This is a genomic window from Microbacterium canaveralium (assembly GCF_047238045.1).
Classification (GTDB): Bacteria; Actinomycetota; Actinomycetes; order Actinomycetales; family Microbacteriaceae; genus Microbacterium.
Map to the genome: position 1 here is coordinate 2,697,900 of NZ_JBDFMA010000003.1, position 19,347 is coordinate 2,717,246.

The window sequence follows — 19,347 nt, forward strand, 5'->3', positions numbered from 1 at the left end:
CGGCTTTCCCCTCGCGGGTCAGCGCGCGTCGGCGACGAGGCGGGCGAAGGCGCTGAGGCGGGCGACACCCTCGGGCGTGCGCGGGAGGTCGTCGAGGAGCGCGGGCGAATACACGACGTACGCGACCTGCATCGCCCGGGAGATCGCGACGTTGATGCGGTTGCGCAGGAGCAGGAACTCCAACCCTCGCGGAGCCTCCCGGCCGGATGACGCGGCGAGGGTGAGAATCGCCACGACGGCCTCCTTGCCCTGGAACCGGTCGACGGTGCCCACCGGCACCTCGGGGTAACCGGCCGCCGCGAGAGCCTCCTCGACCGCCACCTGCTGGGCGTTGTAGGGCGTGATCACGATCACGTCGTCGGCACGGAGCGGTCGCGACGGATGCATCACCGCGCTGTCTCGGGCACCACCCTCGGCGCCGGACCACTCACGTCCGACGAGGTCGGCGACCAGGGCGACCACGGCATCGGCCTCCTCGCTCGAGGCCGTCGCGTTGCCGTGGTGTCGGACAGGAACGGCGTGGAGTCCCGGTTCGACGCCGACGAGCGAGCGCTGCGCCGTCGACGGGTGAGCGGCGAGGCGTCCCTCGTACGACAGTCGCGAAACGGGGCCCGCGACGGCCGGATGCATGCGACGGGTGCGCGCGAGGAAGTAACCGAACTCGGGCGGGACGACCTCGGCCCCGTCGATCACCCACCCCAGCGCAGAGGTGTCGACGGGCTCGGGGTGGGTGCCCTGGCTGACCTGCGGCAGCTGCTGCGGGTCACCGAGCAGCAGCAGGCGCGGGGAGGCGAGGGACACGGCGATCGTCGAGGCGAGCGAGAACTGCCCCGCCTCGTCGATCACGAGCAGATCGAGACTGCCGCGCGGGATGCGCGCCTCGTGGCTGAAGTCCCAGGCCGTGCCCCCGACGACGAAGCCGTGCGCGGCATTCTCGGCCGCGAAAGCCGGAACACCGTTCTTCGGCAGCACCGTGAAGGAATGGTCCACGCTCGGGTCTTTCGGCGCCTTGCCCACACGGCTGGCGGGAACGCCGGCGGCGATGACCCGGTCGAGCATGTGCTCGACGGTCGCGTGGGACTGCGCCACGACCCCGACCCGGTACCCCCGTTCGGCCACGAGGCGCGCGATGACGCGGGAGCCGACGTAGGTCTTGCCCGTCCCCGGGGGACCCTGGACCGCGAGGTAGCTGCGATCGAGGTCGGCCACGATGCGGGCGATCGCGGTGACCTCGTCGTCTCCGGCGCCCCCGTCGATCGAGGTCACCGCGGCGAGCGCGCCCGACCGCGTGCGCGGTGGGCGCCGACGAAGGATGTCGGCCGCGGGACCGTCCGGGAGTTTCGGCGCGGCGGCGAGGACGGCGTCGGCCCACGCGTCGATCGCCTTCTGCTGGTTGCCGGCGCGCGGCGGAGCCGGCGGCGTGAGCGCGAGCGGGAGCGTGTCCCACGTCATCCCGTCGACCGCCACCTCTTCGATGACGGCTCCGTCCTCGAGAACCTCGCGGACAGTGACGCGGCGGGCTCCGTGGATCCAGCGCGGCCGGACGTCGAGCGGGAACGGCGCCGGCAGGTCGTAGACCGCGAAGGGCTCGGCATCCACGGTCAGTCGACTGCCGGGCGCGACCTCACCGTGCACCTCGACGAGACGCCGCTCCGCGCCGCGGCCCGACTCCGCGATGTGCCAGTCGGCGACGACGCGCGAGCGGGCCGCGTCCACGACGACGACGTCGCGGGTGTCTTCCCAGATCGACACCGGCTCGCGCAGGCGCAGGAAGTGCGTCGCCCAGTACGTCTTCTCTTCGCGGGGGTAGTAGTCGATCGCGGCGGCTGCGAGACGCAGGGCCGTCGCGTCGGGCTCGAGGGCCTCGGCCGCCCAGCGCTGCAACGCGGTCGCCCGCGGGGACGGCTCGTACGCCTGCTCGTCGGGCTCGGCACCCCGCGCGGGCATCGCCCCGCCCTCGCGCGCGCGATCGACCAGCCAGTCGCGCAGGCGCCGGGTGGAGACGCAGTCGTACCGGTTGTAGTCGGCGAGGTCGTCGAGCACGCGTTGGGCCGCCTCGACGTCACCGTCGACGGCGAGGGCACGAGCCTCGACGTACTTCACGATCGAGTCATCGCCACGCTGGACGTCGCTCGTGCGCACCTCCGCGCCCATGTACAGCGGCTCGAGTTTCTTGATCGAATACGACCGGGATCCGACGCGCAGCGCACGCCGGACGACCGGGTACAGATCGACGAAGACACCGTCGCGGAGCAACCGGTCGACGTCGGCCTCGCGGACGCCGTAGCGCGCGGCCATCGTCAGCAGGTGCGTGGGCTCGTACGGCGCGTAGTGGTAGATGTGCATGTCGGGGAACTGCTCCCGGCGCACGGCCACCATGTCGAGGAAACGCTCCAGCGCGGCACGCTCTTCGTCGAAGGTATGGGCCCAGAGGGCTCCGTAGCGTTCGCGCGAGTCCACCCAGCCGAACAGGTAGTCGATGCCCCAGTGCTCCCGGTCGCCCTCGGTGTAGAGCGGGTCACCCTCGAAATCGAAGAAGAGATCGCCGTGATCCGGCCGAGGAAGAACGCCGAGGGCCTTGGGCGCCACCACTTCGTAGGTCGGGACGACGTGCTCGCCGCCGGCGCCGTCACCGGCGGGACTCTCGAGCTGCAGTCGCGCCTGCGTCCGCAGGGAGGCGAAGGTGTCGGCGCTCATGCCCGCGGGGGCGGACGTCGCCGCCGCGAGGGCGTCGATCGTCTCGATTCCGCCCGCCCGCAGACGCTCGCGCTGCACGGGGCGCATGCCCGCGACGAGAAGCAGGTCGCGGTGCGCGACCACCTCGATCTCGCAGGTCGGGCAGCGCCCGCAGGCGAGCACCGCGAGGTCGCCGCGCGGGTCGCCCCACGGCACCGAGGGACCCGCGATGCCCAGCTCGACGCGCCGGTCGGCGATGAGGGCGCGCAGGCGCGCGCGACGCAGGGAGAACACCGGCAGGAGGTCGTCGACCCGGTGGGTGCTCGTGGCCCCGTCACCGAGCAGGAGCTGCACCTCGCCCGAGCGCGGAACGCCCAACCGGTCGAGCTGGTCGACGTACGCAGCGAGCTGCATGAGGGCGGTGACGCGCGCGCGACGCGCGAGCTTGGTGTCCTGCACGATCCACGGTCGTGTGCCGCCGTCGCCCGCGTCGGGTTCGCGGACGAGGAAGTCGGCGAATCCGACGAACTCGTCGGTCGAGAACGCCGCCTGGTAGACGACCTCGGCCGAGGGGTCTGAGAGCGCCTCACCCGTCAGCCGTACCGCCTCGGCCAACGCCTCGGCGTCGGAGGACCGGGCGGCCGGAATCTCTCGAACGGCCGCGCCGAACTGACGGCGGTACTCGTCGAGCACGCGCAACTCGTGCGCGGTTCCGAGCGCCGCGGCGCGCTCGAGAGTGGCATCCTCGGGATCGGGTACCGCCTCGATGCGGCCGATCTTCGCGTCGATCGCCCGCAGCCACGCGAACTCGCATTCGGCTGCCGCTTTGAGGTCGCTGGCGCTCCAGACGATCCGGGCCTCTTGCTCGATGTACCGCATGATCCCCCACGCTAATCGGGGCCGCCGACATCGGCGGTCCCGCCTCCCCCGGTCGCCGGCTCCGCAGGGGCGGTCCGCCACGGTGCCGGCCCCACCTGACAGACTGGGACGGTGATCACCGAGCTGCCGTTCGAGAACGTCTACCGGCACGGTTTCGCGCGCGTGGCGGCGTGCACGATCCCCGTCGCCGTCGCCGACCCCGCCTCCAACGCGGAAGCGGTGCTGGCCTCGGCGCGGGAATGCGACGCCGACGGGGTCGCGATCGCCGTGTTCCCCGAGCTGTGTCTGACGGGCTACGCGATCGACGACCTCGTGATGCAGGATCCTGTTCTGGATGCCGCGGAGGCGGCCGTGGCGCGGATCGTCGCGGCATCCGTCGACCTCCTCCCCGTGCTGCTCGTCGGCGCGCCCCTGCGTCACCGCAATCGCCTCTACAACTGCGCCGTGGTCGTCCACCGCGGGCGGATCCTCGGTGTGGCCCCCAAGTCGTACCTGCCCACGTATCGGGAGTTCTACGAGAGCCGCTGGTACGCCCGCGGCGACGACCAGGCGGGTCAGCACATCACCGTCGCGGGCGAGACGGTCCCGTTCGGGCCGGACCTGCTGTTCGAGGCCGCGGACGTGCCCGGGCTGACGCTGCACGTCGAGATCTGCGAAGACGTCTGGGTACCGATCCCCCCGTCCTCGCCCGCAGCCCTGGCCGGGGCCACCGTGCTCGCCAACCTCTCCGGCAGCCCCATCACGATCGCGCGTGCCGACGACCGCGCCCTGCTGGTGCAGTCGCAGTCGATGCGGTGTCTCGCCGCGTATGTCTACGCCGCCGCGGGCCAGGGCGAGTCGACCAATGACCTGTCCTGGGACGGTCAGACGATGATCTACGAGGGCGGCCAGGCCCTGGCGACCACCGAGCGGTTCCCTGACGGGCCCCGCCGCAGCGTCGCCGACGTCGACCTCGATCGCCTGCGTCAGGATCGGCTGCGTCAGGGCACGTTCGACGACAACCGCCGCTCGACAGCGACCCCGTTCCGCACGGTGTCGTTCGAGCTCGCTCCCCCGTCCGGCGACCTGGGCCTGCTCCGCCCCATCGACCGATTCCCCTTCGTGCCCGACGACCCCGCTCGGCTGGCCCAGGACTGCTACGAGGCATTCAACATCCAGGTCTCGGGGCTCGTCCAGCGGCTCGAGGCGATCGGCCGACCCCGCCCCGTCCTCGGAGTGAGTGGCGGACTCGACTCCACGCACGCCCTGCTCGTCATCGCCCGCGCGATGGACCGCATGGGTCGGCCGCGCAGCGACATCCTGACGTACACCCTCCCGGGGTTCGCGACGAGCGAGAAGACCAAGCGCAACGCGATCGCCCTCGCCGAGGCGATCGGCGCGACGATCGAGGAGATCGACATCCGTCCCGCGGCATCCGAGATGCTCTCCCGTATGGGTCACCCGTTCGCCGCCGGAGAGCCGGTGCACGACGTCACGTTCGAGAACGTCCAGGCGGGGCTGCGCACCGACTACCTCTTCCGCCTGGCGAATCAGAACAACGGCATCGTCATCGGCACCGGCGATCTGTCCGAGATCGCGCTGGGCTGGTCGACGTACGGCGTCGGCGACCAGATGAGCCACTACTCCGTCAACCCGGGCGTGCCGAAGACCCTGATCCAGCACGTCATCCGATGGGTCATCTCCGCGGGTGAGCTCAGCGCCGCCACCGTCGAGGTGCTTCGGGCGGTGCTCGACACCGAGATCAGCCCCGAGCTGGTGCCGGCGGGCCAAGACGGGAAGATGCAGTCCACGGAAGACCGGATCGGTCCGTACAACCTGCACGACTTCACGCTCTACCACGTGCTCCGGTTCGGCTTCCGGCCGTCGAAGATCGCGTTCCTCGCGGCGAAGGCCTGGGAGAACCCGGATGCCGGGGCCTGGCCCGCGGGCTACCCCGAGGGCGCGCGGCCGTCCTACGACCTCGTCACGGTCGCCCGGTGGATGGAGGTCTTCCTCAACCGCTTCTTCGGCTTCGCACAGTTCAAGCGCACCGCGATCCCCAACGGACCCAAGGTGTCCCCTGCGGGGTCGCTGTCACCGCGCGGCGACTGGCGCGCCCCGTCGGACGGCAATGCCCGCGCGTGGCTCGCCGAGTTGCACGCAGCCGTGCCCGAGGCGTTCGCGCGCGACTGAGCGCGCACGCTGCGCGGCGGCGCGAGCCTGCGCGGTGGTGCAACCCCTCGCGGTGACGCGAGCCTGCGCGGTGGCGCCGGCCTGCGCGGTGGTGCGAGCCTGCGCGGTGGTGCCGGCCTGCGCGCGCCCGGGAGTCGAGCGCGTCACCAGCCCATCGAGCCGGGGACGCCCTTGAACGGCCCCGCGAGATCGTCCGTCACCCATCCGCCGTAGAAGCCGCCGGGTTGGGGCCGCACCGTCTCGCCCGCGACGACGCACCGGTCCATCGGGCCGGCGTACACGGCGACGCGGTCGGCGAGCACCTCGTAGCCCGGCAGGGGGTTGGGGTAATTCCACGCGGCCCGCTCGGCAAGAGCGCCACCTCCCCCGTGCACGTCGAAGTAGCGCGCGCCGCCCTTGAACTCGCAGAAGGACGCGCCCTGACCGAGCGTCAGCGCCTCGGCGAATGCCGAGATCGGCACGTAGTACACCGGCGGATGGCTCGTCTCGAGCACGCGGACGACGTCGTCGGTGTCGACGATCCGGATGCCGCCGAAGTCGATCTGCACGCGCTTCGGGACGCGTTCCACGCGCGGCGGACGCGGATAGTCCCACACCGATTCCTGGCCGGGTCGGACGGGGTCGGGAACGGGTCGCGCCATGCGTCCACGGTACGCCGCACCGACGGCTCCGGGGTCCGTCGTGATCGAAGCGTGGCTCGGACACTCGCGACGGTTGGGTAGCCTGGGAGCAGGAGGGGCACGAGTGAGCGGCGAACACGGCACCGGCATCAGTCGGCGGTACCGCGTCTACCAGGTGGGCGGGATCGTCGTCGGCGTGCTGTTCCTGGGGCTCGGCGTCGCCGCGCTCCTCGCGGGCGGCGGCCCCGTCATCGCCGCCATCGCCGGAATCGGAGGCCTCGCCGTGATCATCGTGTCGATCGTGACGATGGTGCGCTCGTGACCGCGCCCGACGATGGCGGCCCCGGCGAGAAGCCCCGGAAGTACCCGCGCGGTCAGGTCGTGATCTGGATCGCGGTGTCGGCGGTGGGTTTGTGGCTGCTGGGCAGCGGACTCATCGGCATCCTGTCCGGCGGCTCGGGAAACTGACGGCGCGCCGGGGAATTCCCCGCGGGCCGAGCCGTTGACCCGAAGGCATCCATTTCTCGAACGGAAGGCCATCATGACGCGCATCGGTCGTAGCGACCTCGACATCCGCCCCCTCTCGCTGGGTGGCAACGTCTTCGGCTGGACCGCCGACCGAGACACCTCGTTCGCCGTGCTCGATGCCTTCCACGCCGGGGGCGGCAACTTCGTCGACACCGCCGACGGCTACAGTGCGTGGGTGCCGGGCAACTCGGGCGGCGAGAGCGAGACACTCATCGGCGAGTGGCTCGCGAGCCGGAAGCCCGCGAACGTCGTCGTGGCGACCAAGGTGAGCACGCACCCCGACTTCCGCGGGCTGTCCGCCGCCAACATCCGGGCCGCCGCGGAGGCCTCGCTGACCCGCCTGGGCGTCGACGCGATCGACCTCTACTACGCGCACTTCGACGACCCCGAGACCCCGCTGGAGGAGACCGTCGGAGCGTTCGCCGACCTGGTCTCCGACGGACTGGTGCGCTACGTCGCCGTGTCGAACTACACCGCCGCACGCATCCGCGAGTGGATCTCGCTCGCCGAGGCCGCCGGGGCCGACCTTCCCGTCGCCGTCCAGCCGCACTACAACCTCGTGCACCGCACCGCCGTGGAAAGCGAGATCGTGCCGGTCGCCGAGGAGTTCGGGCTCTCGCTCGTCCCGTACTACGCCCTGGCGAGTGGCTTCCTCACGGGCAAGTACCGGACCACGGATGCCTCGGGCGATTCGCCCCGCGCGGGCGGGGCCGCGAAGCTCGCCACTCCAGCGGGCCTGGCCGTCATCGACGCGCTCGAGGAGATCGGTCGCGCGCACGGCGCCTCAATCGCCACCACCGCGCTCGCGTGGCTGCGCGCTCAGCCGACCGTCGTCGCCCCCCTCGCGAGCGCGTCCCGGCCGGAACAGGTCGCGGACCTCGTCGCGAGCATGTCGCTCGAGTTGTCGGCCGAGGAGCTCGAGCGCCTCGACGGGGTGTCGGCCGCGGCACAGGACTGACGCGGCGCGGGTCGCCCATCGCCCACGGGATCGGGCATCGCCGCGCGGTCCCGGTCCCGCGGTCGAGGGTGTCATCGCGCGGGCCGGCGGTCGGCGAGAATGGTGGGGTGAAGCTCCTCGTCGCCGCCCACGCCTCCGAATTCGTCGCTTTCGAGCCCGACATCCCGGGATTCGATCGACTCCTCACGGGTGTCGGCAAGATCCCCGCCGCGTACGCACTCACGCGCGCACTGTGCGAGGGAACGTACGACGAGATCGTCGTCGTCGGTACCGCGGGTGCCATCGACCCCGAGCTGGAGGGCGGCATCTACGACATCTCCGCCACGATCCAGCACGACGTGAAGGGCTTGGACGGAACCTTCGGCGAGCACGTTTGGCTGCCGGCCCGCGTCGACATCGCACCCGAAGGCGTCGTCATCGCCACCGGCGACCATTTCGTCGATGACGCCGACGCGGTGGCCCTCATCCGCGGGCTCGACGCCCGCATGGTCGACATGGAGTCCTACGCGCTCGCCTGGGTGGCGCAGCAGTTCGACGTGCCGATCCGCATCCTGCGCGCCGTCTCCGACCGCGCCCAGGACGGCGCGACGGAGCTGTGGGACGACGTCGTCGAACGCTGCAGCCACGAACTGCGCGCGAAGTTCCGCGAGCTCTACGGGGTCTGAGCCCGTGGCTCGCGCGGCCTCGCGCGTTACGGGGTCTGCGAGCCGTGGCGGGCGCGACCGGCCAGGTCGGCGACGCCGACGATGAGCGCGAGCCCGAGGAAGACGCCGACGGCGATCATGCCCGTGGCGTACGCGTCGTGGAAGACGACGAGCGTGTCGCGGTCACCCTGCTCGCGGTACACCGTGGCGTAGAACAGCGCCAGGGCGATCGCCGTGCCGACGGCCGTGCCGATGCGCTGCCCGAGCTGCCCGACCGATCCCGCGACTCCACCGCTTGAGACGGGGATGTCCGCCAGGGTGAGCGTCTGGTTCGGCGAGATGACGAGTCCTCCGGCGAAACCGCCGAACACCATGACGGCCGCCATCGCCCACGGGGTCCACGCGGCCGGAGTCGTCAGTGCCACCACGGCGAGAGCTCCCGCTGTCGCGACCATGCCGAGGATGCCGACCACCACGAGTGGTCGACCGAGCCGGGTGACGAGGTTGCCACCGACCCATGAGCTTCCCGCCGACGCCACGGCGAAGCCGATCGTCACCATCCCGGCGAAGACAGGTTCGAGCCCGAGGCCGCCCTGGAGGAACAGCGTGCCGAGCAGGAACATCGCGGGCACCGCCGAGAAGTAGGCGGTCGAGATCAGCACGCCGTTCCGGTACGAGCTGAGCGCGAAGATCGACAGCGGCATGAGGGGTATCCGCCCGCGATCGGCGTAGTGACGCTCCCAGAAGACGAACGCGGCGGCGAACACGGCGGACACCACGAGGAGCCACCAGCGGCGCGGGTCGTCGTCGGGCGAGCCGGTGGTGAACAGGAACGGCCACATCAGCGCGATGATCGTCAGGCCGAACAGCAGGACGCCGACGGGATCGAGGTCGAGCGCGCGGTGCGACTTGGTGCGGGTGTTCGGGAGGAGCCACGCGGCGAGCACGATCACGATCGCGACGAGCGGGATGTTGATCCAGAAGATGAGCCGCCAGCCGTCGGTCGGACCGCCGAGCGCGATGAGCAGACCGCCGAGCGTCGGGCCGAGAGCCGTGGCGATGCCGATGGTGGCGCCGAACAGACCGAAGGCGCGCCCGCGCTCCTTGCCCTGGAACAGCTGCTGCACGAGTCCGAGCACCTGGGGCATCTGGATGCCGGCGGCCACACCCTGCAGCAGGCGAGCGGTGAGCAGGACACCCGTGTTGGGGGCGAGGGCGCAGGCAAGGCTCATGACCAGGAAGAGGGAGAGTCCGACGAGGAACAGCACCCGCCGCGAACGCAGGTCGCCGAGACGGCCGGCGGGGACGAGAACGAGACCGAAGGTGAGGATGTACCCGGACACGACGAGCTGCAGCTCGGTGGGGCCCGCGTGCAACGCCGCCTCGATCGAGGGCAGGGCGACGTTGACCTTGGTGAGATCGAGGATCGTCAGCGCGGCGACCGAGACGGCGATCCAGTACGCGCGCCAGCGATGGCGCGGGGAGAGCTGGATGTCCTGTGTCGGCGGGTGGGGGGACGAGGATTCGTGAGACATCGGTTGTCACGCTACTCGCGTGCACGACCCGGCGGGCGGGCTTGCGGACGCGCGTCAGTCGACGTCGCGCCGCGCGAAGACGGCGCGAAGGATCACGAACACGACGACGGCGACCACCGCGACGACCACGAGGCGGAAGACGAACGCGATGAGCGAGAACAGGATGTTCACGACGATCCATGCGATGACGATGGCCGCGACGACCCCGAGAATCGTCCACAGCGTGCTCTTGCGCATGGTCACAGCCTAGGCGAGCGCACCCACGGCGTCTTGCCGGATGACGCTCGGCCCCCTCGGTGTGGCCGTGACCCTCACCTGCGCCGGAAGCTGGTCCTTCATCGAGGCGACGTGACTGATCACGCCCACCGTGCGCCCACCCTGACGGAGCTCGTCGAGCGTCCGCATCGCCAGGTCGAGCGTCTCGTCGTCGAGTGAGCCGAAACCCTCGTCGATGAAGAGGGTGTCGAGCCGGATGCCGCCCGTCCGCGCCGTGACCACCTCGGCCAGACCCAATGCGAGCGCGAGGGACGCGAGGAAGGTCTCGCCGCCCGACAGGGACTGCGGCGGCCGGGACTGGCCGGTGAACGCGTCCATGATCTCGAGCCCCAGTCCGCTCGCTGCGCCACGCGCGGCCAGCGCGTCGGTGTGCTGCAGTCGGTAGCGCCCCGCGGACATGTGATCGAGCCGGAGGTTCGCGGCATCCACGATCTCTTCCAGCTCCGCGGCGAGCACGAACGTCTCGAGCGTCATCCGCCGGGTGTTCGGGGCTCGCCCGGCGACGGTGTCGGCCAGACGCGCGACGACCGCGTGGGCATCGGACAGCCGCGCGACGGCGGCGCTGCCGGCGTCGGCACGCTCGGCGAGGTCGCGCACGTGCACCGCCGCTACGGAGACGGCAGCATGCGCGGCGGCGGCGGACTCGACGGCCGTACGGGCTTCGAGGACCGCCGCGGAGACCGGACCGAGATCGACCGGCTCGTCGGGCGCCCCCACGAGATGGAGCTCGAGCTCGAGGAGACGGCGTCGGGTGGCGGCGAGGGCGGCATCGTGATCGGCGACGGCAGTCTCGAGGCGTCGGCGTTCAGCCGAGTCGCGCAGGGCCGCGCGGATCGCCGCTTCGTCGGCGAACTCGCTGTCGATGAGCAGCTCGTCGAACGCCGCGCGCGCCTCCGCGACGGCACGCACGCGCGTCTCGTGATCGGCGCGCGCCGCGACCACCGCCCGCACCGCGTCGCGCCGCGCTGCGAGGTCGCGGCGGCGTTCACGGACGGTGGGGAACGTCGCGCGAGCCTCGGCCAGCGCGGCGCGCAACGTCTCGGCGCGCTGCAGATGCAGCGCGAGGTCTTGACGCGCATCCGCGAGCTCGCGGTCGAGTCGCTCGCGCTCCAGGGCGTCGGCCTTCTCGCTCTGGACCAGAGCGGCCCGCTCAGCGGCGAGGCGCTCGTGCTCGATCGCATCGGCGTGCGCTCGGGCGAGAGCGTCGTCGATTCGGCCGAGCCGCTCGTGCAGCTCGGCGACCGTCTCTCCCCCGGCCCGCGCCGCCGCGAGCGCGTAGGCATCGCGCGTGATGCGCGCGGCATCGGCGGCGAGGCGGTCCTTCTCGGTCGCGGAGTTCTTGCGGTCCTCCGCCGCCGTCACCTCGGCGTCGGTGACCGGATCGTCGGTGCCGACCGCGGGGGCGGGGTGCTCCGTGGACCCGCAGACGGCACACGGTTCGCCGTCGACGAGCGCGTGAGCGAGTTCTCCCGCCGCTCCCGCGAGCCGTCGCCGCAACAGACTGCTCCAGGATGCGACGGCGCGCTGCAGCTCATCGGCCCGCACGAGCGCGGCCATATCGGCCGTGTCGCGCTCCTCGGCGAGACGCTCGGCCTCGACCGCCGCCTCGTGGCGTCGGGCGGCCTCGGCCCGCTCCGCGCGCGCGAGGTCGCGCCGCGTCGTCGCGTCGGACAGGGCCGCCAACCGTTCGTCGAGGGCGTCGCGGACCGACGGAATCTCGGCCAGCCGACCCACGATCTCATCCACCCGGCGCGCCGCATCGTCGACCCGCGCCCGCCGGGCTGCGACCTCGGTCTCGACCTCCGCGAGGTCGTTCTCGAGCACGAGCGCCTCGTCCACTCGTGCCAGCAGCGCCGTGAGATCGTCGTCGCGCGCGGTCAGCGCGGCGAGGGACTCCACACCCGTCTCGCCGCAACGCTCCGCGACGGTCACGGCGGCGCGCCACGCAGCCTCCGCAGCGGGCAGCGCGCGTTCCGCGCGGCCGACGGCATCGAGCGGCGCGCGGAGCGCCTCGGCCGTGGCCGCCACCCCGAGCTCGGCGCGCACGGCGTCGATTCGCTCGGTGTCGGATTCGAGATCCGACAGCTGCGCTCGCGCGGCACGACGTTCGACCTGCCGACCGTGCAGCGCGGTCGCCTCGCGCTCGGCGGCGAGGGCGGCATCCAGCCCGCGCTTCGCGGCCTCCCGTTCGTGAGCGGCCGCCTCGACCCGGTATTCCATCCGCTCGACGGCGCGGATGACGGCCGTGAGCCGGTCGTGGATCGTCGCCGGGGGGCCGTCCGCGGCGCCCTCACCGGGGGTATCGGCCGGTGCCGCGTGCGGTCCGGGTGCGTCGTCGGAGGCGCGCGCCGCGTCGAAGGCGGCGATCATGCGCTCGGCCTCGTCGAGCAACGTGGACACCTCGGTGCCCCCCGCCGCGAGGCGCTCGAGTGCGCTCTTTCGCCGGCCGTCGAGGGCAACGGCATACTGCTCGAAGGTGCGCGTACCGAAGAGCGTCCGCAGCAGAGCCTGTCGCTCGTCGTTCTTGGCGAGAAGGAACCGCGCGAAGCGGTTCTGCGCGAGCAGGATCACCTGGAGGAACTGCTGCTGGGTGAGCCCGAGGATCTCGTCGAGCCGCGCGGCCACATCGACCGGTCGCGCTGCCACGCCCGTCCATCCGGCGGGCTCGAGCACCTCGAGGCTCGCCCTGTGCGGCTCCTTCGTCGTCCCCGTGCCGCTGCGCTTGGGTCGCTCGTACTCGGGCGACCTCGTCACCCGCCACCGGCGTCCCTCGGCGCTGAACTCGACCGTCACGCTGGTGGGGTCGTCGAGTCCGCAGTGGTCGCTGCGCAGCCGGCGTTCGGCTCCGTCGTAGCGGGGAACGCCGCCGTACAGCCCGTAGCAGACACCGTCGAGAACGCTCGACTTCCCCGCACCGGTGCGGCCGGCGATCAAGAAGATGCCGTCGTCGGCGAACGCGTCGAAGTCAACGACCTGACGCTCGAGGAAGGGGCCGAAACCCTCGAGCTCGAGGCGGTGCAGCTTCATGAGCGCGCCTCCACCACCGCGCGCGCGTCGAGCACCTCGCGGAGGAGTTCGCGCTCGGCCTCCGAGGCACCCTCGCCCTCGCGGACGTGCACGAGGAACGCATCGATGATCTCGGTGTCGTCGCGCGCCGCGCGAACGCGACGGGCATATCCGAGTCCGTCGTCCTTCCGCGTCGCGGCCGGGAGATGGGCGACCGTGGCGCACCACGGGAACCGCGCCTGGAGGCGTCGCATCGGATCGACCTGCGGAGTGGCATCGGTGTACTCGGCCCGCACCCAGTGATCGACGAACGTGTCGAGAGCGCCGTCTTCGAGCAGGTCGTCGAACGGCGCCCGCAGGGTGATCAGCGGACGAGGTACGGGCAGGTCGACCCACTCGACGGATGCCAGACCCGCGGCATCCAGGTCGACGAGCCACGAGCCGCGCGGCTTGCCTGCCTCGCCGAAGCTGTAGTGCAAGGGTGCGCCCGCGTAGCGCACGCGGTCGGAGAGCTGCTGGCGACCGTGGATGTGACCGAGAGCGACGTAATCGGGCCCGTCGAACACGGGCAGCGGCACGTTGTCGAGTCCGCCCTGACGGATCTCGCGCTCGACGCCCGGGGTCGCCTCGACACCGGCGGCGAAGCAGTGCGCGATCGCGACCGAGCGGCCGCCACGCAGCGCCCGGTCGCGGCGAACGAGGTCCATCGCGTGCCCGATCGTCTGCGCCTGGCTGCGGAGTTCCACCCCCTCCCAGAGGTGCCGCACGATCGCGGGCTCGAGGTAGGGGATGCCGTAGAAGTGCACGGGACCGTGCGCATCGTCGATCGTCACCGGTTCGCCGACGGTGAGGGGGTCGGTGACGACGGTGATCTCTTCGCGCAGGAGCGCAGACTGGAACCCCAGTCGCGCGGCGGAGTCGTGGTTGCCGGAGGTCACGATGACCCGTGCCCCCGCGTCGGCGAGGGCGACGAGGGTCCGAGTCAGCAGCGGGTAGCACGCGGCGGACGGTGCGGCGGAATCGAACACGTCACCGGCGACGACCACCACGTCGACGTCGCGCTGACGCACCTGCTCGACCAGGACGTCGAGCACCCCGGCGAGGGCGTCGAGCGTCGAGTGGCCGTGGAACGACCTCCCGATGTGCCAATCAGAGGTGTGCAGGATCCGCATGCAGACACGGTACGTCGGGCCTCCGACATCGGTGCTCAGCCTGCGCGCGGGTCGCTCGCACCCACCCCGGCGACGTTCCCGGACTCGACGGAGACGACGAGGTCAGCCGCCGGCGACCTCCGCCGCGAGCGCGCGGATACGGTCGTCGCCGAGGTCGAGCCCGACATCGCTGAAGCGCTGGCGCAGCACGTCCGCGATCCGCTCCTGAGGCGCGTCTCCGACGTCCGCTCGCGTCTGCGCGACGACACCGGCGATGCGCGCGGCGTCGTCGGTGGGGTGAGTGTCCATAGCGGGCTCGGATTGCTCGTCCGGCCGCGACACCTTGCGGTCCTCGTGCACCGCACCGCCGACCGAATCCGCGGGCGAGGCACCGCCTTCCGCGGGGTCCGAGGGTTCGGGGCTTCGTGTGTCGTCGGTCATGGTCACTCCTCCGTGCTCATGTCGGGGTCGATGCCCTGGCTCGCCGCATCGCCCTCGATGGGGTCGGAGGGCTCGGCGTCTTTGAGACGCGGGGAGCCCTTCGCGTGGGCGTTCTGTTCCGACGTCTCGCCGTCGGCGACGTCGCCGCTCTCCCAGCCGCCGGGCGGGTCGGCGTCGATGACGCCGTCGGGAAGGTCGCGTTCCTCGGTCATGACAACCCCTCTCATCGAGCCCCAGCTTGGTCGCCGCTGAGGGCGGACCCGCGGGGGTTGACGGGGGAAAGGGGCGCGGGTAGCGAACCGGTCAGCTGCGCGCGTGCAGGAGATTCGCCCGCTCGGGGTGGGCTTCGAACCACTCGCCCACGTACCAGCACACGGGGAGGATCTCGCGGTCCCCGGCCTGCGCGATGGCATCCACCGCCCTCTCGACGACCACCGCGGCGTAGCCGTGTCCGCGGAACGTGGGGATCGTGAACGCCCGGGTGAGGGCCATCGTGCGCCCGTCGTCGCGATAGTCGAGAACGGACACCAGGTCGTCGCCGTCGTGCAGGGTGTAGCGCGAGGCGTCCCGGTCATCGGCGAAGCGCAGGTCGGTCATGGGAATACGGTACGCCGGTGCGGACCCGTCGGCGCTGAGAGCGCATACTGCTCGGTCATCAGTCGGCTTTGGCCCGGAATTCGAGCAGGATGCCACATTTCCGAACGTCATCATTTGACGTCGACGGACACGATGGGTCATAATCGCCCCCATGACTGTCAACGCGCTTGCTCTGTCCGCCCGGGAGGCGAACGGAACTGCCGGCATGATGATGCCCGGCCGCGTTGTCATGTGTTGTCGAATGTGCCGCTAACAGCGACCCTCGCCCTGACGATCTCGTGCTTCTGAACGCCGACGTCGTCACCCGGTCGTCCGCGGTACGCGTCGATCACGCGCCCGGACACCGCGCTCCGGCCCCTCGGCCACACACCTCCCGTCGAACCCCGCCCCTCTGACGCCCGGGTTCACCACTGAAGGACACCTTCCTCATGTCGATCTCCGCCGTTCTCGACCGCCCCGCCGCTTCCACCACCCGCCCGCAGCCTGCCGGACGCGTCGCCCCCGCGCAGCCCGCGGCCTCGGCCACCCCCGCCGCTCCTCCGGCTCGACCCGCCCTTCCCGCCGGGACGTCGCCGCGGGGCTTCGCTCTCTACGTCGGCATCGACGAGTCCAAGGCCGCCGAAGCCGGCGTCAGCCTCGGCACCCTCGTCGAGGCCCTTCGCCGTACCCTCAGCGAACTCGCTCCCGCCGCCGAAACGTACGCCACGGTCGCCCTCGCCCCCGCCGGCGCCGGCGGCCGCGACGTGGACGTCGTGCGTCTCGCCCTGCACGAGCCCTCGGCGGTCGCCCGCACCAAGGAGGAGCCCGCCGAAGAGGACCGCGCTCCGCGCGGTGTCATCGTCGACATCTCCCGCAAGCGCGTCCTCATCGACGGCGAGTCCGCGGCCTTCACGTTCAAGGAGTTCGAGCTGCTGCAGTACCTCGTGCTTCGCGAGGGCCGCACGATCGAACGCACCGAACTGGTGTCCTCGCTCTGGGAGGGCACGACCGACGACGAGGCTCCCGGCGAGCGCACGATCGATGTGCACGTGCGTCGCCTCCGCGCCAAGCTCGGCGTCTACGAGGACATCGTCCGCACCGTTCGCGGCGTGGGCTATCGGTTCGACCGTCACGCCGACGTGTCGATCCGCTACGGCCACGGCACACCTTCGCCCGACCGCTTCTGACACGCGCCCCCGCGTCTCCGGCCGGCATGTCGTGGGGGCGACGTAGGGTGTCGGCATGAGGTCGACCCGCGAGCGCACACACCCGCGTGATGCGCGCTCGTCGCTCACGGCGCCGCTCCGCGCCGAGTACCGTCCGCGGACTCGCGTCGACGTCGAACGCACGATCGCCGCGCAGCGCCACGGACGAAACGACCCGACATTCGCGGCCACGGGTTCCCTCCGCGGCGGGGGCGTCGTTTGGCGAGCCAGCCGCACGCCGACGGGGGTTGCCACCCTCGCGCTCCGCAGCGCCGCCGACGGCACGGTCCACGCCGCCGCGTGGGGGCCGGGCGCCGAGTGGGCGCTCGACCAACTGCCCGCGCTGTGCGGAGCGCTCGACGACCCCGAGGGTTTCGACGCGTCACGGCATCCGTCGGTCCACGAATGGCACCGCCGTCATCCCGATCTGCGGATCGGACGCACCGATCTGGTGTTCGACGCCCTGGTCAGCGCGATCATGGAGCAGAAGGTCACGGGGCTCCAGGCCTTCTCCGCCTGGCGGAGCATCGTGACCTGGTACGGGGAGCGCGCTCCGGGCCCGACCCCCCATCCGATGTTCGCTCCCCCCGATCTCGAGGGGTGGCGGCATGTCCCCTCATGGAGCTGGCACCGGGCGGGGCTCGAACCACCGCAGTCACGCACGATCGTCGAGGCCGCACGCCGCGGAGCGTCCATCGTGCAGGCTGCCGCCGGGGCGGCCGACGGCGAGGCGCGCGATCGTGTCTTCATCAGCCTGCGCGGAGTGGGCGTGTGGACGAGCGCGGAGACGCGCATCCGGGCCTTCGGTGATCCGGATGCCGTGAGCATCGGCGACTACCACCTCGCGCATCAGGTGGGGTACGCCCTGACGGGCCACCGCACGGACGACGACGGCATGCTGGAGCTCCTCGAACCCTTCGCCGGTCACCGCCAGCGCGTCATCCGCCTCATCTACGCGGGCGCGAGCCTCGAACCGCGGCGCGGCCCCCGAATGCACCCCGAGGACCACCGCGATCGCTGAGGGGCAAGAGACCGGTCCCCACGCGGGTCGGCCCCACCCTAGGCTGGGGCGCATGACGCAAACCGGAACAGGGTGGCCCCGCGGACGCACCTACTGGCTGCTGGGCTCGGTCGTCCTGTTCGCCGCGGGTGTGCTGTTCGGACTGGTGTTCCAGAACGTCTGGCTCGGGTTGATCCTCGCCACGGTGGTCTCGCTCGGCTGGCTCATCGCCTTCGAGTCCAGTCGTGGACGCAACGTCGGCGTCAACGACCCCGACAACGGCGTCGAACTCTGACGGCCCGAGGCGCCGGCCGGCTCGAGCCGATCACGACGCCCGCTCCGACACGAACAGCGCGCACGTCGTGCCGTAGTAGTCGTCCGTGAGCCCGACGGCGCGCATCCCGAGGCGGGTCGCGACCGATTGCGACGCAGCGTTGTCGGGGTGGGTCACGGCGACGACGCGCGAGATGCCGGTCGCGTGGGCGAGCTCGAGAACGGCGGCGGCGGACTCGGTCGCGTACCCGCTCCCGGCGGCATCCGGATGGAAGTGCCAGCCGATCTCGATGTCCTCGGGGCGATCGGCACCGACGCCGTCCGACCAGGGGATCGGCTTCAGCAGGATCACCCCGAGTCGCGTGCCGTCCGGGGCCGTGGCCGCCCGGACACCGAGCACACCGTCGGCGCGCGCGGCCCACCTCTCCAGAAGGGCATCGACCTCTTCGGCATCCGTCATCACGCTCCCGTCGCCGATGTAGCGACGCACCTCGGGTCGCCGGTACAGGTCGAAGAGGAATGCGCGGTCGTCGGCCGAGCGCGTCCACTCGCGCAGCACGAGACGCTCGGTGGTCAGCCGGGTCCGCCGCATGGGCAGGTGAGGGATGCCGTCCTCGGCGAACGGCTCACCGGCCACGACGAACCCGAACCGGCCGTACCAGTCGCCGAGCTGCGCCTGCGCGTCGAGGAGGATCGGGATGCCGGGGGCCTCGCGATCGAGCAGTTCGACCGCGGCGCGCATCAGCTCAGCGGCAAGACCGCGCCCACGCGCGTCGGCGGCGGTCGCCACTCGCCCGATGCGCGTGTTCCGGCCTTCGCGCAGGATCCGCAGGGTCGCGAGCACCGCGCCCGAGGCATCCTCGGCCCACATCAGCTCTGCGCCGGGCTCGATGTCACGACCGTCGATCTCGGGGTACGCCGCCTCCTGCTCGACGACGAAGACGCTCACGCGCAGCCAGAGCAACCGGTAGAGAGTGAGCGGGGCGATTTCGGCGACGGGCGCGCGATGAAACGTGACGGCCATTCCTCGACGCTATCGCGCCGTCTCGCTACCCTGACCCCGGGGCACTGCTCGGTCCCCGCACGGCCGTCCCGGCGAGACAGGAGAGACGATGTCGTTCCAGGCCTACCTCGACGCGGTCGAGAAGAAGACCGGTCTCACCCCGCGCCAGCTGGTCGACCTGGCGCAGGAGCGCGGTTTCGGCCCGGGCACCAAGGCGACTCCGATCCTGGAGTGGCTGAAGGCGGACTACGACCTCGGCCGGGGTCACGGTATGGCTCTCGTCCACGTGATCACCAAGGGACCGCAGATCAGCGACACCCACGTCGGCTCGGGCGGCACGCACAGCGACGCGAGCGACACTCTGTGGCTCGACGGTGCCGCCACGAACCCGAACGGCTGACCGC

At 71.6% G+C, this 19,347-nt stretch carries 19 protein-coding genes; 9 read left to right on the forward strand and 10 right to left on the reverse strand.

The features are described from left to right. Positions 1-18: 18 nt before the first annotated feature. Positions 19-3,555 carry a TM0106 family RecB-like putative nuclease gene (locus ABC271_RS13990; protein ID WP_412925442.1) on the reverse strand — a complete coding sequence of 1,179 codons (3,537 nt, stop codon included), beginning with the start codon at positions 3,553-3,555 and terminating at the stop codon, positions 19-21. Between the two features lie 111 nt (positions 3,556-3,666). On the opposite strand from ABC271_RS13990, the gene ABC271_RS13995 reads away from it, so the two are divergent. Then, positions 3,667-5,727: an NAD(+) synthase gene (locus ABC271_RS13995; RefSeq protein ID WP_412925443.1), complete on the forward strand. Its 2,061-nt coding sequence runs from the start codon at positions 3,667-3,669 to the stop codon at positions 5,725-5,727. Positions 5,728-5,870: 143 nt separating this feature from the next. On the opposite strand, the gene ABC271_RS14000 is transcribed toward ABC271_RS13995, so the two are convergent. Beyond that, positions 5,871-6,368, reverse strand: a complete 498-nt coding sequence (locus ABC271_RS14000) for a DUF427 domain-containing protein (protein WP_412925444.1) — start codon at positions 6,366-6,368, stop codon at positions 5,871-5,873. A 103-nt stretch (positions 6,369-6,471) separates the two neighbouring features. On the opposite strand from ABC271_RS14000, the gene ABC271_RS14005 reads away from it, so the two are divergent. The 4 genes from ABC271_RS14005 (at position 6,472) to ABC271_RS14020 (ending at position 8,498) form a co-directional block, all read left to right on the forward strand. Continuing rightward, positions 6,472-6,669, forward strand: a complete 198-nt coding sequence (locus ABC271_RS14005) for a hypothetical protein (RefSeq protein WP_412925445.1) — start codon at positions 6,472-6,474, stop codon at positions 6,667-6,669. Further along, a complete protein-coding gene (locus tag ABC271_RS14010) occupies positions 6,666-6,815 on the forward strand; it encodes a hypothetical protein (RefSeq protein WP_412925446.1) in 150 nt (49 codons plus the stop codon). The genes ABC271_RS14005 and ABC271_RS14010 overlap by 4 nt, the downstream gene beginning before the upstream one ends. 73 nt (positions 6,816-6,888) lie before the next feature. Continuing rightward, a complete protein-coding gene (locus ABC271_RS14015; RefSeq protein ID WP_412925447.1) occupies positions 6,889-7,833 on the forward strand; it encodes an aldo/keto reductase in 945 nt (314 codons plus the stop codon). 107 nt (positions 7,834-7,940) lie between these two features. Further along, positions 7,941-8,498, forward strand: coding sequence for a phosphorylase family protein (locus ABC271_RS14020; RefSeq protein WP_412925448.1), 558 nt, complete (start codon positions 7,941-7,943; stop codon positions 8,496-8,498). Between the two features lie 26 nt (positions 8,499-8,524). Here ABC271_RS14020 and ABC271_RS14025 read toward each other — a convergent pair whose 3' ends face one another. The 7 genes from ABC271_RS14025 to ABC271_RS14055 form a co-directional block, all read right to left on the reverse strand. Then, positions 8,525-10,012 carry an MFS transporter gene (locus ABC271_RS14025; protein WP_412925449.1) on the reverse strand — a complete coding sequence of 496 codons (1,488 nt, stop codon included), beginning with the start codon at positions 10,010-10,012 and terminating at the stop codon, positions 8,525-8,527. Positions 10,013-10,066: 54 nt separating this feature from the next. Continuing rightward, entirely contained in the window at positions 10,067-10,249 is a 183-nt protein-coding gene (locus ABC271_RS14030) for a hypothetical protein (protein WP_412925450.1), read from the reverse strand. A gap of 9 nt (positions 10,250-10,258) precedes the next feature. Next, a complete protein-coding gene (locus tag ABC271_RS14035; RefSeq protein ID WP_412925451.1) occupies positions 10,259-13,315 on the reverse strand; it encodes an AAA family ATPase in 3,057 nt (1,018 codons plus the stop codon). Continuing rightward, positions 13,312-14,466 (reverse strand): exonuclease SbcCD subunit D, encoded by a 1,155-nt coding sequence (locus ABC271_RS14040; protein WP_412925452.1) that lies wholly within the window; start codon positions 14,464-14,466, stop codon positions 13,312-13,314. The genes ABC271_RS14035 and ABC271_RS14040 overlap by 4 nt, the downstream gene beginning before the upstream one ends. Positions 14,467-14,568: 102 nt before the next feature. Further along, positions 14,569-14,886, reverse strand: a complete 318-nt coding sequence (locus tag ABC271_RS14045) for a hypothetical protein (protein WP_412925453.1) — start codon at positions 14,884-14,886, stop codon at positions 14,569-14,571. Positions 14,887-14,888: 2 nt separating this feature from the next. Next, a complete protein-coding gene (locus ABC271_RS14050) occupies positions 14,889-15,098 on the reverse strand; it encodes a hypothetical protein (protein WP_412925454.1) in 210 nt (69 codons plus the stop codon). Between the two features lie 91 nt (positions 15,099-15,189). Then, positions 15,190-15,483 (reverse strand): GNAT family N-acetyltransferase, encoded by a 294-nt coding sequence (locus tag ABC271_RS14055; RefSeq protein ID WP_412925455.1) that lies wholly within the window; start codon positions 15,481-15,483, stop codon positions 15,190-15,192. A gap of 428 nt (positions 15,484-15,911) precedes the next feature. Between ABC271_RS14055 and ABC271_RS14060 the strand changes: the two genes are divergently transcribed. Genes ABC271_RS14060 through ABC271_RS14070 form a run of 3 tightly spaced genes read left to right on the forward strand, consistent with a single transcriptional unit; the run spans position 15,912 to position 17,962 of the window. After that, positions 15,912-16,649 (forward strand): winged helix-turn-helix domain-containing protein, encoded by a 738-nt coding sequence (locus tag ABC271_RS14060; RefSeq protein ID WP_412925456.1) that lies wholly within the window; start codon positions 15,912-15,914, stop codon positions 16,647-16,649. 55 nt (positions 16,650-16,704) lie between these two features. Continuing rightward, the gene (locus ABC271_RS14065; RefSeq protein WP_412925457.1) at positions 16,705-17,688 is read left to right on the forward strand and encodes a DNA-3-methyladenine glycosylase family protein; all 984 of its coding nucleotides are present in this window, start codon (positions 16,705-16,707) and stop codon (positions 17,686-17,688) included. 52 nt (positions 17,689-17,740) lie between these two features. Continuing rightward, on the forward strand, positions 17,741-17,962 hold the full coding sequence (locus ABC271_RS14070; RefSeq protein WP_412925458.1) for a hypothetical protein: 222 nt from the start codon (positions 17,741-17,743) through the stop codon (positions 17,960-17,962). A gap of 30 nt (positions 17,963-17,992) precedes the next feature. Here the strand turns inward: ABC271_RS14070 and ABC271_RS14075 are convergent, their stop codons facing one another. Further along, positions 17,993-18,964, reverse strand: coding sequence for a GNAT family N-acetyltransferase (locus ABC271_RS14075; RefSeq protein WP_412925459.1), 972 nt, complete (start codon positions 18,962-18,964; stop codon positions 17,993-17,995). Positions 18,965-19,052: 88 nt separating this feature from the next. Between ABC271_RS14075 and ABC271_RS14080 the strand changes: the two genes are divergently transcribed. Further along, complete coding sequence (locus ABC271_RS14080) at positions 19,053-19,343, forward strand: DUF4287 domain-containing protein (RefSeq protein WP_412925460.1); 291 nt, start codon at positions 19,053-19,055, stop codon at positions 19,341-19,343. The last annotated feature ends 4 nt before the right edge of the window (positions 19,344-19,347 follow it).